This is a genomic window from Rubrivirga litoralis, assembly GCF_031846415.1.
Lineage (GTDB): Bacteria > Bacteroidota > Rhodothermia > Rhodothermales > Rubricoccaceae > Rubrivirga > Rubrivirga litoralis.
On record NZ_JAVRHT010000043.1, the window covers coordinates 15,149 to 29,518 of the forward strand.

Here is a 14,370-nt window from a genome sequence, read left to right on the forward strand (position 1 = left end):
GGTTAGCGGGGCGCGTAGCGGCGGAACCGGCCGACGTCGGGGGCCGCCGTGTAGGGACCGTCGAACTGCATCTCTCGCGCCAGGAACACCAGGAGCCGGTAGCCGGGGCGGACGGTGATCGTCGGCTGGACGTCGAGCTCGCGGCGGAGCACCTGCGTGGCCACGCGCGAGAGCTCGATGGCGACCTGGGCCGAGGCCACCGTCTGGGGCGAGAGGTCGACCCCGTCGCCGCTGTTGTCGGGCGTGGCGAGCTCGAGCCCGGTCCCGACCGCCGCCAGCGCGACGGCCGCGCCGAACACGCGGTCGAGGTGCCGGTCGGTCCGGTCCTGGAGGCCGGCCGCGCCCTGGAGGTCGACGCCCGGCAGACCCGGGAGCGGGACCACGCGGCCGTCCGGGAACACCATCGTCGTCCAGGCCACGAGCGCCCGGTTCTGGCCGTAGGCCACCTGGTCGTCGTACGCGCCGACGAGCCGCGTCCCCTTGGGGATCAGGACGTAGCGGAGCGAGGCCGAGTCGTACACGTCGCGCTCGACCTGGGCGATCACGTCGCCGGGCAGCTCGGAGTTCATCCCGTTCAGGAGCACGGCCGGGATGACGGTGCCCGGCAGCAGCGAGAGGGCGGGGGGCGCCGGCACGGGCGGGGTCGGTACCACCCCGTCCGCGGTGGGCGCCACGAAGAGGGGGGCGTCGCCCGCGGAGGGACCACGCTGGTCGGTCGAGCGCCGGACGAGCGGGCTGCGCCGTGCCCGCGTCTCGCGCGGGGGCATCTCCACGCGGAAGGGCTCGGCCGCCCCGCCGGCCCCGCCCTGGACGCGGCGGAGGAACTCCTCGCGCGTGACCGGCCCCGGCGGCGCCGCCAGGGCCGCCGACGGTTCCGGGGGTGCGACGGCGGCGGGGCGGGGGGCGCTCGCGGGCGGGGCGGCCGGCGGGGCGGCGCTGGCCGCCGCGGGCTCGGCCCGGGTCGGGTCCACGCCGAACGCGCGCATCACGAGGACCGTCTCGTCGTAGGCCGCCTGCTGGTCGGGGCGGAGCGCGTCGTAGGCCGCCTGCTGGTCGGGCGTCCGCACGCCGGGCGCCTCTGTGGGAGCGCCCGGCGTCTGGGGCCGGACGGCGAAGGGGCCGGCCGAGCTGCCCGCCGCGCTGGCCCCGGCCGATTGCCCCCCGACGCTGAGCGCGCCGGCGCCGCCGTCGACCATGAGCGCCGACGAGCGCGCCTTGAGGTACCGCTCGCGCCGCGGGTCGACGGGCGCCGCGGCCGTCTCGGGGGCCGCCGAGCGCTCCGAAGGCCTGGCCGCGTACGGGTCGCTGTACGGGTCGCTGTACGCGGGGTACGACGGCTCGGCGTAGGGCGGGGGCGCGTACGGGTCGACCGGCGCCGGGCCGGCACCGGGCGCCGGTTGGTACGGCGGCTCTTCGTAGACGAACGGGTCGGGATCGGCAAAAGCGGGGGCGGGGGGCGTCCGGTCGATGAACTCGGGCGGGGCGGCCTCTCGGACGGGGGCGTCCGCGGCGACGCGCTCGTCCCCGTCGCCGCCCGTGACGAGCATGAGGGCGAGGAGCACGAGCGCGACGAACCCGAGGACGCCCCCGAGGACCAGCCGGCGGTTGACGCCGACGGCCTCGTACCGGGCGTCCGTCGTCCCACGTGCGAACTCGCGGCCCTCCTCGAAGGCGCGTCCCCGGTCGAAGGCCTCCGTCTCACCGGGCTCCTCGCCCCGTGACGCCGAGAGGCCGGGGGGCAGCGGGGCGCTGGCCAGGGGCTCGGCGTCCGGGGGGGCGGTGGGCGAGAGCCAGCTGTCGAAGTCGTCCACCACGGGTGTCGGCGCGGGGCGGGGGTCGAGGGGAGCGGTCGGGTCGGCCATCGGAGTCGCGCGGAGCGCGGGTGTCGGCGCCTCGGCGGCGCGGGGTGGGGGGGGAGCGGCCTGCGGCTAGTCGGTGAGCCGGGCGAGCACCGCTTTCCGCTCGACCTGGCGCTTGCCGCCCAGGCCAAACAACCCCTTGCGGACGGTCGCACCCAGGACCAGCTCGGCCCGGCCGAACACGCGGTCGGTGATGTACCGGCCGTCGCGGAGCACGTAGTTCAGCGACTCGCGCCGACCGTCGGGGCCGAGCACGAACAGGGCCGGGGCGGAGCCGGAGCGCTGGGCGCGGTCGGTGAGCTCGATGTAGGTGTGGACCCCGTCGTCGTAGACCCGCCGGACCGACTCCTCGACCGCGTCGTCCCCGTCGACGCGGTACTCGAAGTGGAGGTCGGAGAGCGAGGCGAGCGTGCCGCCCTGGTCGGCGGCCGAGAACGCGGCCTCCGCGCCCAGGCCGTCCGCCAGCCGGGCCAGCGCCGCGTCGGGGTAGTAGAACTTGATGTGGCGGGCGTAGCGGCCCTGGGGGTTCTCGCTCGTGACGAGCACGTCGTCGTTGGACGGGGCCGCGTCGAGCGTGACGTGGTAGATCCTCCGGTCGGTCGAGATCACGAGGTTCGTCGTGATCCCGGTGTCCAACGGCTTCACCAGCACGATGGGCGTGTCGCCGCCCTGCCCGGTATAGCTCATCTCGTAGGCGAACCTTTCGGTGTCCCCGGCCGCCATCCCGAAGACGATCTCGCCCGGCTCCAGCTCGATGACCGACGCCCGCAGCGGGGCCGTCGCCAGGACCGGCTGGGAGTGGCCGTAGGGGAAGATCATCATGGTCGACTGGCGGAGCGTGCGGGCGCGTCCGGTGTCGCGGTATTCGTAGAGGAGCTCCGTCAGGGCGTCCTCCATCTGCGACGGCGTGACGACGACGGCCCCGGACGTGAACCCGTCCCCGACCGCGGCGCCGACGGGCGGCGGGTCGTAGGTGTCGAGCGCGGCGACGGAGACCTGGGACCGGGCCGGGCCGCTGGCGAGGGCGAGGGCGAGGAGGGGGAGGGCGAGTCGAGGGAACATCGGAGGGGCGCCGGGGCGCGGTTAGAGGCTGTCGGGGGGCGCCGGGGCGGCCGCGGTCGGACCGGCCGGGACCCGGCCGCCGGGCGCGTCGGCCGGGAGACCGTCGGCCGGGGGCGCGTCGGGGCTGGGGGCGAAGCCCGGGTCTTCGAGGACCCCGTTCCCGGCCAGCGCCGACCAACTCAGGTCGGTCACGAACACGCCGAGCGGGTTCCGCTGGATGCCCTCGGTGGTGACGGGGGGCTGGACCTCGACGGTCATGTAGCCCTCCCAAGCGCGTTCGCGCGTGCCGCCGCGCGTCGAGACCTCGGCCTCGTTCCAGCGGACGCGGTACACGCGGTCCTCGTCGTCGCTGCCGGTCGGGATGGGCAGCACGCTCACGATCTCGACCGAGCGGCGGAGCTCGGCGGCGAGCGCGCGCGGGTCGTTCTGGGGGTCCGAGAAGTAGCCCTCCAAGAAGTCGCGGGCGTCGCCCGCGATGTAGCTGTACGCCCGGAACACCGCGTCGCGCTGGGCCACGGGGTCGCTGTAGATCGTGCGGATGTCGGAGACGAACCGGGCCAAGCTGGCGATCACCACGCGGTCGCTGGCTGCGGGGACGGCCTCGGCGGGCGCCACGGCCTCGACCCGGCCGAGCCGGTCGACCTCGACCACGTACGGGACGGTCCGGCTCTGGAGCGCGAGCGTGACCAGGCCGACCAAGCTGATCCCGAGGAGCGCGAGCGAGAAGACGGCGACGAGCTGCCAGTTCCGTTTGCCCTTGGCCAAGTCCGAGAACGTGCGCGTGAACTCGTGGCGGCCCTCCGCGACCGACGGCGACTGGCCGGGCTTGTAGGCCCAGCCGGGGGGGGGGCTCCCGTCGCCGCCCGCCACCGCCGGCGGGCGGGGCTCGACGGCGCGGTTGTTCGGGCGCGCGGGGGCGGCGTCCGGCGCGCGGCCGGTCTTGAGGCGGGTCCAGAGGTCTTGAGCGAGGGGCATGGCAGGGTTAGGCGAGGGCGTAGAGAGCCCGCGCGAAGCCCGGCTCCAGACTGCTCGTGAGCTGGGAGCTGACCTTGGCGGGGATCACGATGGCGATCAGTCCGAAGCAGGCCGAGCCCCCGAGCACCTGGAGGAGGAGGGCCTTGCTGGTGGGGTCGGCGGCGAGCATCGGCCCCCACTGCGCGGCGATGTTCTGCCCGATGCCCACGAGGAAGAACAGCAGGAACAGCCGGATGCCCACAGCGAAGGCGTAGGCGACGAATCGGTCCGCGAGCCCGGCCGTCCCTCGGAAGGCGGCGAACCCAATGACGAGGGCGCCGGTGGTCAGGACCACGTAGGCCTCGACGAAGGTGAACACGACGAACGCCGCGATCAGGAGGTAGACGAACTCGATGAAGATCCCCGACAGGATCACGGTCGCCGTCGCGTCCCAGAAGCTGGGTTGCAGGTACTCGAACCCGGACGTTTGCTCGAAGTAGCCTTCCCGGAGGCTCGTACTGATCTGGGCGCCAGAGGCGAGGATGTCACCCGGGTTCATGATCGCCCCCGAGGACGTGCGCTGGCCGGCGGCCACGAAGCCGTCGATGATCGGCATGAACCAGAAGTCGAAGCTCGCCAGCAGCGCGAACACGAAGCCGAGCCAGCCCAACTTGAGGGCCAGCCCGCTCATCACGTCGGCCACTCCCCGACCCTTCAACCCCCACAAGATGCCCGCGAGCGCGACCTCGATCACGGCCAGGACGGCGAACGTCCCCCGCGCGATGCCGAGCACGATGGGCCTGGCGCTCTCCGCCGCGGAACGGTAGTCGTCGGTGATGAGGTCGAGCGACGAGGTCTGCGCCGCGACCGCCGGCGCCAGCAGGACGGTGGCCGCGGCGCATCCGACGACGAGCGCCCACCGGACGGCGGGGCGTCGGGCGAACCCGCCGGCGGGGCCGACGGGCAGACGGGAGCCCACGGGCGAGGGGTGCGTCATGGGGACCTGCTAGAGGGAGTCGTACGACCGCTTCGGCCGCGCGATGAACTGGTCCAGCGAGCGGCGGTCGCGGACCGACCGCGCGTTGGTGGCGATGCGGGCGACCTCCGCCGTTTCCAGGCGGTCGCCCAACGTGGAGTGCTCTGGGCCAGCCGTGGCGTAGACGAGGTACACGTCGTGGCAGACGCCGGGGTCGTCGAGCTGGGCGTCCATCGGCGCCGTCCCGTCGAGCTGAGCCCGGGCGAGGGCCTGCCGCGCCCGCGTGATCCCCCCGAGCGAGCCGACGGACAGGTCGGCTAGGGACGCGCGGGTACAGGCCTCGGCCGCGTCGTAGAACACCTCCGGGCGGCCGCCCAGCGCGTCGGCCCAATAGGCGGAGTCCACGACGACCGGACCCGCGCCCACCTGGACGGTAGGGCGCAGGCAGAGCTCGTGGGGCGAGCCCTCGACGCAGGCACGGAGCGCGGCGACGGCCGGGTCCACGCTCCCGGATCGGTCCCCGATGGCGGGCGGGTCCCCGCCGCTCTCGCCGCCGCACGCGGCGAGCGAGAGGGCGAGGACCGCGGCGAGGACGGCGGGGGGGGTGTGGGTCATGGCCCTAGCGGTTGAAGATGCTCCCGTTGTAGTCCCGCCCGCCCATCTGGCTCACCTGTTGGCGGTTGCGGACGGCGAGCGCTCGGGCCTGCTCGCGGGAGTACGCGAACTTGGCCGCCTCCTGCGCCTGGTCGTTGGCCGCCTGGTTGGCCTGGACCATGAGCATCTGCCGGACCATCTGCGTCTCCTGCGTCTGGTAGGCCTGGACCGACGCCTGGGCCTCGGCGATCTGCTGGGCCGACGTGGCCGTGCGGACCTGGGACTGGAGCCGCGCGACGTCGGCGCGGGACCCCGCGAGCTGGGTCGCCTGCTCGCGGAGCGCGCGGAGCGCGCCGAGCGAGCCGTCGAGCCGGCGCTGGACGTAGTTGTCGGCGGCCTCCCTGGGCGTCAACCCGCGGAGGTCCCCGTACGCCCGGACGAACGCGCCGTCGAGGTCCCGGGTCGAGTACGAGAGCGCCTGGCCGGACGCCACGGTCCGGTCTACCGCGCTCACGAAGGGGCCGACGTCGCGGAAGCTGTAGGACTGGAGCTTTCGGAGGTTGTCGCGGAACGCGCTGAGCTGGGAGCTCGCGTCCCGAGCTTGGTTGTAGATGTTGCGGCCGTTGGCCACCGACTCCATGATGTGCGCGGGGTCGATGACGAGGTCGGGCAGGAACGGGATGAGCCCCCGGGACTCCACCTGGGCACGGGGGGCGGGCGCGGCGAGGGCGACGAGGAGGGCGAGGGCGAGGGCGGAGAGGGTGCGTCGGGCCATGACAGTAGGGGGCTAGAGGGCGGGGGGGACGTGGGACGTGAGCCGGGCGGGGAGCCCGTCGCCGGGCGGCGGCGGGGCCGGCTCGCTGAAGAGGGTGGCCAGGCGGTCGGCGTCGGCGTCGAGGCCGACGCGGCGGAGCCACTCGACGGGCCACGCCGGGCCGTGCTCGGCGGCCATCTCCCGGACCGCCCGCTTGGTCTCGTCGCTGGAGAGCCCCGACGGCGCGCCGAGGAAGGCGAGCTCGGGGGGCGAGAGCGCCAACTCGAACTGGCGGGCGCCCGAGGGCGAGCGGAAGTAGTACTGCTGCTTGCGGACGCCCTTGGCCACGACGCCGATCTCGGCCTCGTTCAGACCGAGCTGCCGGTAGACCGCGGCGTTCACGGGGTCGGCGGCGGACGAGTTGGGCAGGAAAATGCGGCTGGGGCAGCTCTCGATGATGAGCGACGAGTTCTCGACCTCGCGGATCTGGGTCACGGTGTGGGCGACGATGACCACGGCCGCGTTCCGCTTCCTCAGGGTCAGGAGCCACTGGCGGAGCCTCTGGGCAAACAGGCTCTTCATGAGCGCGGCCCACGCCTCCTCGATCACGATGAGCGTGGGGGCGCCGGTCAGCTGCTCCTCGACGCGCCTAAAGAGGTGCGTCAAGACGGGCACGAGCACGCGCTCCGACATCGAGATGATGTTGGAGAGCTCGAAGACCTGGTGCTGGCCGTCGAGGACCCCGTCGCTCTGGGCGTCGAGGAGCTGGCCGTAGGCGCCCTCGATGGTGTAGGGGCGGACGAGGTCGCGGAGCCGTTCGTCGCCCAGGTTGACCATGAGCGCGGTCATCGTCCGGTCGACGGGCTCGTTGTCGGCCAGGAGCCCGACCGCGTGCGTGACCCGCTGGCGGTCGGTGGGCGAGATGCGGACGCCCTGGAGCTCGAAGAGGGTCTCCAGCCAGTCGACGGCCCACGCCCGGACGTCCGGGCGGTCCACGTCGCGGAGCGGCTGGAGCTCGACCGGGTCGCCGTCGGGGCCGGCGAGGTCGTAGTGACGCGCGCCGGAGGCGGTCCCCGAGAGGTAGTGCGAGTACCCCACGTCGAACACGTAGGTCTGAGCGTTCCCGTAGCGGCGCCACTGCGCCACCAGCGCGCCGACCAACACGGATTTGCCGGCGCCCGTGGCGCCGACTATGAGCGTGTGCCCCACGTCGCCCTCGTGCAGACACAGCCGGAACGGCGTCGTGCCGGGCTCCTTCCCCTTCTCGCTCGCCGCCGTCGCCCACAGGAGCGGGGGCGAGCCCGGGGGGAAGAACTGGCTCGGGACCTCCACGGGGCCGCCCCAGGGCGCCGTCAGCGGCATCGTGTCGGCCACGTTCCCGGTCGAGAGCATGGGCCGGCGGAGGTTCGCGCTCCCGTGGCCGGGCAACGTGCCGAGGAACGCGTCGACCGCGTTCAGGTCCTCGACGCGGGCCGAGAACCCGGCGTCGCGGAGCTTCTTCAGGACGGCCCGTGCCCGGTCGTCGGCCTCGCGGGCGTCGGCGGACGAGACGACGACGGTGGAGGTGGCGTAGCCGAAGCGCAAGTGCCCGGACGAGTTGACGCGGCGGGCCTCGGCGGCGTCGGTGAGCATCGAGACGGCGTTGGCGTCCTGGAACGCCGTCTGGGCGGGGTCGGGCGTGTGGACCTGGCCCTGGGCCGACTTCGACATCGACTGGACCCAGTCGGCCGCGCCCTTCCGCTTCTGGAACCACCCGAGCTGCATCCGCTTGATGCGGTCCTCGGCGGTCGAGGGCGAGAGCGGGATGAACCGCGTCGAGAAGCGGTAGGGGAACGGGAGCGCCGTCAGGGACCCGCCGTGCCCCGAGAACGTGGCGTCGGGGTAGCCCTGGACCGAGACCAGCCGGAGGTTCTGGTCCCCGATCTGGGGCTCGAACCCGCCGACGAACGGCTGGTCGCTCAGCGCGTAGTCGAGGTAGGCCCCGGTCGGGGGGACGCCGACGCCGTGTGAGAGCCCGGTGAGCGACTCGTGGAGCCCGCGCAGGAGCCGCGCCGAGCCGAGCCGGCGGACGCGGACGAAGCTGGAGACGCGGTCCTGGAAGGCGCGCGCGTCGTGGGCGAACTGGCCCAGGAGCCGGTCCCAGTCGATCCCGTCCTCGCCCCGGCCCTTGACGACGGCCCGGCCGACCGCGTTCATGAACGCGGCCGGGGGCGTGTAGGTGAGGTGGAGCGTGCAGGTCGTGTCGTAGTGGTCGGTCTCGGAGGTGTACGAGGCGCGGCGGACCTCGTCGATGTAGGCCGTCACGGGGTCGGGGAAGTGGCACCTCTCGCGGGGCGCGTACCCGACCGCCGGGCGGCGGACGGCGTCGACGTGGACCATCCAGCCGTCCCCGAGCGAGCCGAGCGCGGCGGCCACGTGGTCGGTCATCTGGTCGACCTCGCGGGGCGTGGACGAGATCTGGTCGAGGCCGCGGTACTCCCAGCCGCACAGGAACGAGCCGTCCTTGAGGAGGACGACGCCGTCGTCCACGAGGAAGCCCCAGCCGAGCAGGTCGGCCAGGGCGGCGGGCTCGCGGCGGTGCTCGCGGAGGGCGTCGAGGCCCTTCATGGCGAGGGCGCCGGCGGTCAGTCCAGCAGAGAGGGCGAGGAGGCTCATTACAGCTTGGGCACGGCGCGGGGCGCCCGGCGCCCGGGCTTGGAGGCGGACCCGAGCGGGTCGTAGACCGAGGACTGGCCGAGCGCGCGGGCGGCGATGGAGGTCATCATCGGGTCGCGCTTGGTGAGGGAGACGAGGACCGGGTGCACCACGGCGACGATCAGGCCGACGACGATGAGCGTGACCCAGGAGACCCCCATCCCGACGGCGACCGCCATCCCGAGCGTGGCCTCGAGCACCAGGAACGAGCGGTCGACGCCGGCGAACGTGGGCACCTGGATGAGCGACTGGTGGACGGGCCGCGCGCGGCCCGTCCCCGGGGTGCCGTCGGGTCCTGTGGAGCCGGCCGGGCTCACAGGGTCGCCCCGCCGAAGCCGAGCGTGGCCACGAGGGACGTCGCCCCCACGGCGATGCCGAAGCCGAGGGCGGCTTGGGCGATCCGCTTGACCCCCTCCTCGTGGCGGGTGAAGGCCCACATGATGCCGCCGACGGCGACCGCGATGACCGCGAGGAGCCGCGCCCCGGTGCCGGTGAGCCAGCCGGCGATGGTCTGGAGCGTGCCGTCGAAGGGCATGGACGCGCCGCCGCCGGCGGCGGCGTCGGGCGCGAGGACGAGGACGGCGGCGGCGATCAGGAGCGCCCGGCCGACGAGGACGGTGGTGGGGGTGATCTTGAGCGTGGTCATGAGCGTGCGCCGCTACCGGCGCGGGGTGTGGACGGGGTGCCAGTGTTGGCGGGGGCCAGCGAGAGCGCCGGCTTGGGAAACACGCCGGGGGCGTGAGTGGGGGCCAGATCCGCCGAGCGCGGTCTGACGGGTTCGAGGTCGAATCGGCCGTCGGTTTGCCCTCCGACGCGGACCATCTCGGTCACGCGGCGGCCCTGGGTCCCGCCCTGGATCACCACGACCAGGTCGACGGACTCCGCGATCAGCTCGTGCTGGGGCGGGACGCCGGCCCGCTGGGCGAGCCGGTTCATGCGCAGGAGCGCCCCGGCGGCCGTGGTGGCGTGGACGGTCGCGCACCCGCCGGGGTGGCCCGTGGCCCAGGCGTCGAGGAGGTCGAGGGCGGCCCCGTCGCGGACCTCGCCCACGATGATCCGGTCGGGCGCGCACCGGAGCGTGTGCTTGACGAGGTCCGAGAGCGTGAGGCCCTCGGTGGTCTGGAGCTGGAGGTGGTCGTCGGCGTCGCACTGGAGCTCGGCCGTGTCCTCCAGGATCACGAACCGCTCCCGGGGGAACTGGGCCGTCATCTGCTGGATGAGCGCGTTGCACAACGTCGTCTTGCCCGAGCCCGTCCCGCCGCAGACGAGGACGTTCTGGTGCGTGCCGACGGCGACGACGAGCGCCTGGCGCTCGTCGTCGGTCATCGTGCCGGCCTCGACGTAGCTGGCGAGGTCGTAGAGCCGGACGGCCCGCTTGCGGAGGACGAGCGTCGCGGCCGACGTGACCGGCGGGATGAACCCCTGGAGCCGGGCGCCCCGGAACGTGACGTCGGGCAGCTCGGCCTGAATGGTCGGGTTAGAGCGGTTGAGCGTGACGCCCTCGCGCGTGGCCACGGCGTTCAGGAACTGCTCGATCTGGTCGGACCGGAGCCGGACGCCCAGCCGGACCTTGCCCCGCGCGTGCGTGTCGGTGCGGACGAGCCCGTCGGCGTTGGCGTAGATCTCCGTCACGTCGTCGTCGGTGAAGAGCTCCACGACGGCGCGGCCGAGGTAGCGCTCCATGAGCCCGACGTAGCGTTCCGTCGGAGCAGTGGCCCCCGAGCCCCCGGAGAGTCCGGCGGACCCATTAGCAGCCAGGGGAGTCGTGGGGGCCATGCCGGACAGCGTTAAGTGGCGTAATACAGCGGGCGGGCGCGCTACCGATGGTAAACCGCCCTGTCGGTGAGTGGGCGCCAGTCTCAAAGAAGATCCCGTGTAGCGAAGGTAGGGGCTACCTTCGGCGGAGTCAACCGCGCCGACGATGGGCACCGCAAATAGCACCGCGAACCTCCACGACCGTCCCTCTCCGCCTCCGGCCCGGCGTCGGGCTCTGCCGTGGACGGTCGGCGGTCCGCTCCTGCTCGTGGCCGTGGTCGCGGCGCTCGCCCTGTTCGGGGTCAGGATCAACTTCACCGAGAGCCTGCCCCGGGGCTTCTACCTCTCGGCCCCCGTGCTCCCGCAGGACGTGAGGCGCGGCCAGCTGGTCACGTTCTGCCCCCACGCCGAAGCCGTCGCGGCAGTGGCGCCCTACCTCCTAGCCGGCTCGGCGTGCCCCGGGCCGGACGGCCCGGCCTCGCTGCTGGCGCTGGCGAAGATGGTCGTCGCCGTCCCCGGCGACACCGTCACCGTCGATTCCGCCGGCGTGCGGGTCGGCTCGGTGGCCCTCGCGCGCTCGGCCCCCCTCGCGTACAGCCGGAGCGGCCAGCCCGTGACGGCCGCGCTCGGGACCCACGTGCTCGGGCCGGGCGAGTTCTGGATGCACAGCTCGCGCGTGGCCTACTCGCTCGACTCGCGCTACTTCGGCCCCGTCCGCGACGTGCGGCGGGTGATCCGCCCGGTCCTGGTCGAGGGCGGACCCGAGATCGCCCCGGTCCAGGGGTCGCGCCCGCCGGGCGCGTTCGCGGTCGGGCAGTAGAGGGTCCTGGGCAGATTGGTGCAACGAGGTACGGTAGCGGCCTCGCCACTTCGCGTTCTACGGAGAGAGCGACATCGGGCCGCGTATCGAACGGCTCGTGTAGGCTCCAGACACCGTTCTGGCTCTCGACTCCCACCGCTTCTGCGCGGTCACTGGCCGAACGCGAAGCCAGAGTCCCAGCGGACGGAGCGGAAGAGAACCGGCCCCGGAGCCGCCCGAGGTGCGACGTCTGGCCGCTACCGTACCTCACGACATGAACCTGCCCACTAACCCAGTAGCCGTCTACGGTAGCCGTCTCAGGAGCGGTAGTCTTCCAGGAAGCACGTGGCCGACTCCTGACTGATCGGGTACGTCGAGACGAGGTAGGGGCGGACCCAGACGGCCCCCTCCGGCGTCAGCTCCGGGAACGACGAGAGCAGCCGCTGGGCCGAATGTTTGCGCAGCCGGAGGGCGATCTGACTGGCCGCGAGCTCGGGCCGGCCGACGAGCTCGACGTACGCGAGCCGGTCCGACACCTGGACGTCGAGCGCCTCGCACCCCTCCTCGGCCGCGATCTCCGTCAGGATCTCGGCCACCCGGTCCGCGACCTCCCCGGTCAGGATCGCGCGGGCGCGGCTCGTGACGAACAGGAAGTGCAGCCGGATCGAGTGCCGGGCGGTCCCAGAGGTCCGGTACGAGGCGCCGACGGGCATGGGGGCGGTGGTGGGGAGGGGGGGGGAAACCTACAGGCAGAGCCCCCGGATTACTCGGCGGCGTGGGCCTGGACTTCCCCGACCACCAGGGCCGCCAGCCGGCCGAGGTCGGTGTCGAGCCCGCGCGCGAGCGCCCAGAGGACGACGAGGCTGGGGTTCCGCTGCCCGGTCTCGATCCCGCTGAGGTACGTCGGGTGGAGACCGGACCGCTCGGCCAGGCCCTCCTGCGTGAGCTTTAGCCGCTCGCGCTCGCGGCGGACCACCCGGCCGAGGGCTCCCGTGAGCGCCACGGGAGGCGCGAGCGGGGGGTCACCGGGGGGCGGGGTAGAGGCGGCCATCGCCGCAAGAGACACCCCGCCCGGTCACGACATACATAGACGATCAGCGAGTATCTTTCCGCCTCCTGCCCGTTTAGGGAGACTTCGACGCGCGTCCCACGCACGTTCGACGTACCTTCTTAAACGCACGCGGGCCGCCCCTGGAGAGGGCGGCCCGCAAACTTCGTCCATACCGATTGCCTTTCAGCACCGAGCACGGACTCTAGCGAGCCACATGATACAACACCCCACGGTGTAGTTCCAGGTGTGACGCTCGGTGCGACGGGTTTTCGGTCCCTTCACCGAACCGATGCCCGATTCCCAACGCCCCGGCGACCGAGACGCCGAGGCCCCCCGCCCCGCCGGCGGTGCCCGTCTAGCACCCGGCGCCCGCGCGCTCAGGACGACGACCCGGATGGTCGAGGCAGCGTACGCGATCCACCAGCAGGACGCCTGGATCGCCCAAGACGTCCGGTTCATGGGAAGCCTGTTCATCCAGGGCACCCTGCCCCACCTAGATCCGGGCGATGTCCGGGAATACACGCGGGTCAACGGGAGACACAAGCTGTCGATTCAGGCGGGGTTGGACCTCGGGCTCCCCTACGGGAGCTACCCCCGCCTGATCCTGATTTGGCTGACGACGGAGGTCGTCCAGACAGGGTCACGTGAGGTCTACCTCGGCTCCTCGCTCGCGGCGTTCATGCGCGAGCTGGGCTTGTCCCCGACCGGGGGCCGGTCGGGGACCATCGGGAGGTTCAAGGACCAGGCGCACCGGCTGTTCCGGTCCCGGATCATGACCTCGTACTCCAACGAGAGGGAGACCGGGTACGCTGGCGAGACGGAGCCCGGGGAGTACGAGAGCATGGAGGTGGCCAGGAAGACCAAGACCTGGTGGGACCCCGGTGAGACGCTGGAGACCTCGGTGGTCGTGGGCGAGGGGCTATTCGAGCAGCTCACGAAGCATCCTGTGCCCATCGACATGAGGGTCCTGCGCGAGATCAAGCAGTCGGCCCTGGCGCTCGACCTCTACACGTGGGTCACGTACAGGCTCGACCGGCTGGCCCGGTCAGCAACTCCCGGCCGGCCGGTCGTGGTGTCGTGGAAGCAGCTGGCGGGCCAGTTCGGCACCGACGCCCAGGAGCACTATCACTTCGCGGCCGACGCTAAGAAGGCGCTCGCCAAGCTCAAGGTGATCTGGCCCGAGCTCTCGTACGAGACGCCCCGTGGCCGGCTCGTGCTCCACCCAGGGAAGCCCCACGTACAGAGGGGGCCGGCTGACAAGGTGGCGGAATAACCCCGCTGAGGCGGCTCCGGCAGGGTTGTCCACGCATATCCTCCGAGGAACGACCTGCCCAGCCCTCTCAGGAGGGTTGTCCACGCATATCCTCCGAGGAGCGCCACGCATATCCTCCGAGGAGCGCCACGCATATCCTCCGAGCAACCTGTATTCCCCCTATAAAAAAAACTCCTGTAACCTGAGCGGGCCGTTTTGTGAACAAGGCCGCCAGACTGGCGGCGAGCACCGGGTCTTCTGATAAGGCGGGCCGGTGCAATAATGGAGGCCGGCCAGGAGACGCCAGCGGCGAAACCAGGAGGGGCCGACGCCGGCGACACGCCCACGGCACAGAGGCCCACAGCCACCACCAGACCCTCAGCGAAACGCGCACCAACGAACCGGACCCGGGCAGAGGCCGTGCCCGGTCCACCGACAGCGCTCCGGTCCAGCCCGAAGCCGGGGATTGCACGCCGCCGCCGTGGAACGCTTGTAAGTCGCCCAGCGCCGTCGCAGACCCAGGCATCGACCAGAGGGCCAACGCGCAGCACGTGGCGCGCTGGGGGCCTCTGACGACCAACGAAGGGGCTCGGTCGGTCGTAGGATCGACGCCAGACCGA

The 14,370-nt window shown here is 72.7% G+C and carries 14 protein-coding genes; 2 read left to right on the forward strand and 12 right to left on the reverse strand.

Annotated elements, in window-relative coordinates; all coding sequences use genetic code 11:
* Nucleotides 1–2 precede the first annotated feature (2 nt).
* The 10 genes from RM540_RS14395 to trbB all read right to left on the reverse strand — a co-directional run bounded on the left by RM540_RS14395 (nt 3) and on the right by trbB (nt 10,576).
* Entirely contained in the window at nt 3–1,862 is a 1,860-nt protein-coding gene (locus tag RM540_RS14395; protein WP_311665347.1) for a TraB/TrbI/VirB10 family type IV secretion system protein, read from the reverse strand.
* Nucleotides 1,863–1,928: 66 nt separating this feature from the next.
* Complete coding sequence (locus tag RM540_RS14400) at nt 1,929–2,921, reverse strand: TrbG/VirB9 family P-type conjugative transfer protein (RefSeq protein ID WP_311665349.1); 993 nt, start codon at nt 2,919–2,921, stop codon at nt 1,929–1,931.
* A 21-nt stretch (nt 2,922–2,942) separates the two neighbouring features.
* Nucleotides 2,943–3,896, reverse strand: coding sequence for a type IV secretion system protein (locus RM540_RS14405; RefSeq protein ID WP_311665351.1), 954 nt, complete (start codon nt 3,894–3,896; stop codon nt 2,943–2,945).
* A 7-nt stretch (nt 3,897–3,903) separates the two neighbouring features.
* Nucleotides 3,904–4,872: a type IV secretion system protein gene (locus RM540_RS14410; protein ID WP_311665352.1), complete on the reverse strand. Its 969-nt coding sequence runs from the start codon at nt 4,870–4,872 to the stop codon at nt 3,904–3,906.
* 9 nt (nt 4,873–4,881) lie between these two features.
* Nucleotides 4,882–5,466, reverse strand: coding sequence for a hypothetical protein (locus RM540_RS14415; protein WP_311665353.1), 585 nt, complete (start codon nt 5,464–5,466; stop codon nt 4,882–4,884).
* Between the two features lie 4 nt (nt 5,467–5,470).
* Nucleotides 5,471–6,220 (reverse strand): TrbJ/VirB5 family protein, encoded by a 750-nt coding sequence (locus RM540_RS14420; protein WP_311665354.1) that lies wholly within the window; start codon nt 6,218–6,220, stop codon nt 5,471–5,473.
* 12 nt (nt 6,221–6,232) lie between these two features.
* The gene (locus RM540_RS14425; protein ID WP_311665355.1) at nt 6,233–8,854 is read right to left on the reverse strand and encodes a TraG/VirB4 family ATPase; all 2,622 of its coding nucleotides are present in this window, start codon (nt 8,852–8,854) and stop codon (nt 6,233–6,235) included.
* Nucleotides 8,854–9,210 (reverse strand): VirB3 family type IV secretion system protein, encoded by a 357-nt coding sequence (locus tag RM540_RS14430; protein WP_311665356.1) that lies wholly within the window; start codon nt 9,208–9,210, stop codon nt 8,854–8,856. The genes RM540_RS14425 and RM540_RS14430 overlap by 1 nt, the downstream gene beginning before the upstream one ends.
* Nucleotides 9,207–9,539: a TrbC/VirB2 family type IV secretion system protein gene (locus tag RM540_RS14435; RefSeq protein WP_311665357.1), complete on the reverse strand. Its 333-nt coding sequence runs from the start codon at nt 9,537–9,539 to the stop codon at nt 9,207–9,209. Before RM540_RS14435 ends, RM540_RS14430 begins: the two co-directional genes overlap by 4 nt.
* Nucleotides 9,536–10,576 carry a P-type conjugative transfer ATPase TrbB gene (gene trbB, locus RM540_RS14440; RefSeq protein WP_311665359.1) on the reverse strand — a complete coding sequence of 347 codons (1,041 nt, stop codon included), beginning with the start codon at nt 10,574–10,576 and terminating at the stop codon, nt 9,536–9,538. Before trbB ends, RM540_RS14435 begins: the two co-directional genes overlap by 4 nt.
* Before the next feature lie 340 nt (nt 10,577–10,916).
* On the opposite strand from trbB, the gene RM540_RS14445 reads away from it, so the two are divergent.
* Complete coding sequence (locus tag RM540_RS14445; RefSeq protein WP_311665361.1) at nt 10,917–11,468, forward strand: S26 family signal peptidase; 552 nt, start codon at nt 10,917–10,919, stop codon at nt 11,466–11,468.
* A 296-nt stretch (nt 11,469–11,764) separates the two neighbouring features.
* Here the strand turns inward: RM540_RS14445 and RM540_RS14450 are convergent, their stop codons facing one another.
* Nucleotides 11,765–12,160: a transposase gene (locus RM540_RS14450; protein ID WP_311665363.1), complete on the reverse strand. Its 396-nt coding sequence runs from the start codon at nt 12,158–12,160 to the stop codon at nt 11,765–11,767.
* A 50-nt stretch (nt 12,161–12,210) separates the two neighbouring features.
* Complete coding sequence (locus RM540_RS14455; RefSeq protein WP_311665365.1) at nt 12,211–12,450, reverse strand: helix-turn-helix domain-containing protein; 240 nt, start codon at nt 12,448–12,450, stop codon at nt 12,211–12,213.
* A gap of 337 nt (nt 12,451–12,787) precedes the next feature.
* On the opposite strand from RM540_RS14455, the gene RM540_RS14460 reads away from it, so the two are divergent.
* Nucleotides 12,788–13,771, forward strand: a complete 984-nt coding sequence (locus tag RM540_RS14460; protein ID WP_311665367.1) for a replication protein RepA — start codon at nt 12,788–12,790, stop codon at nt 13,769–13,771.
* Nucleotides 13,772–14,370: the final 599 nt, after the last annotated feature.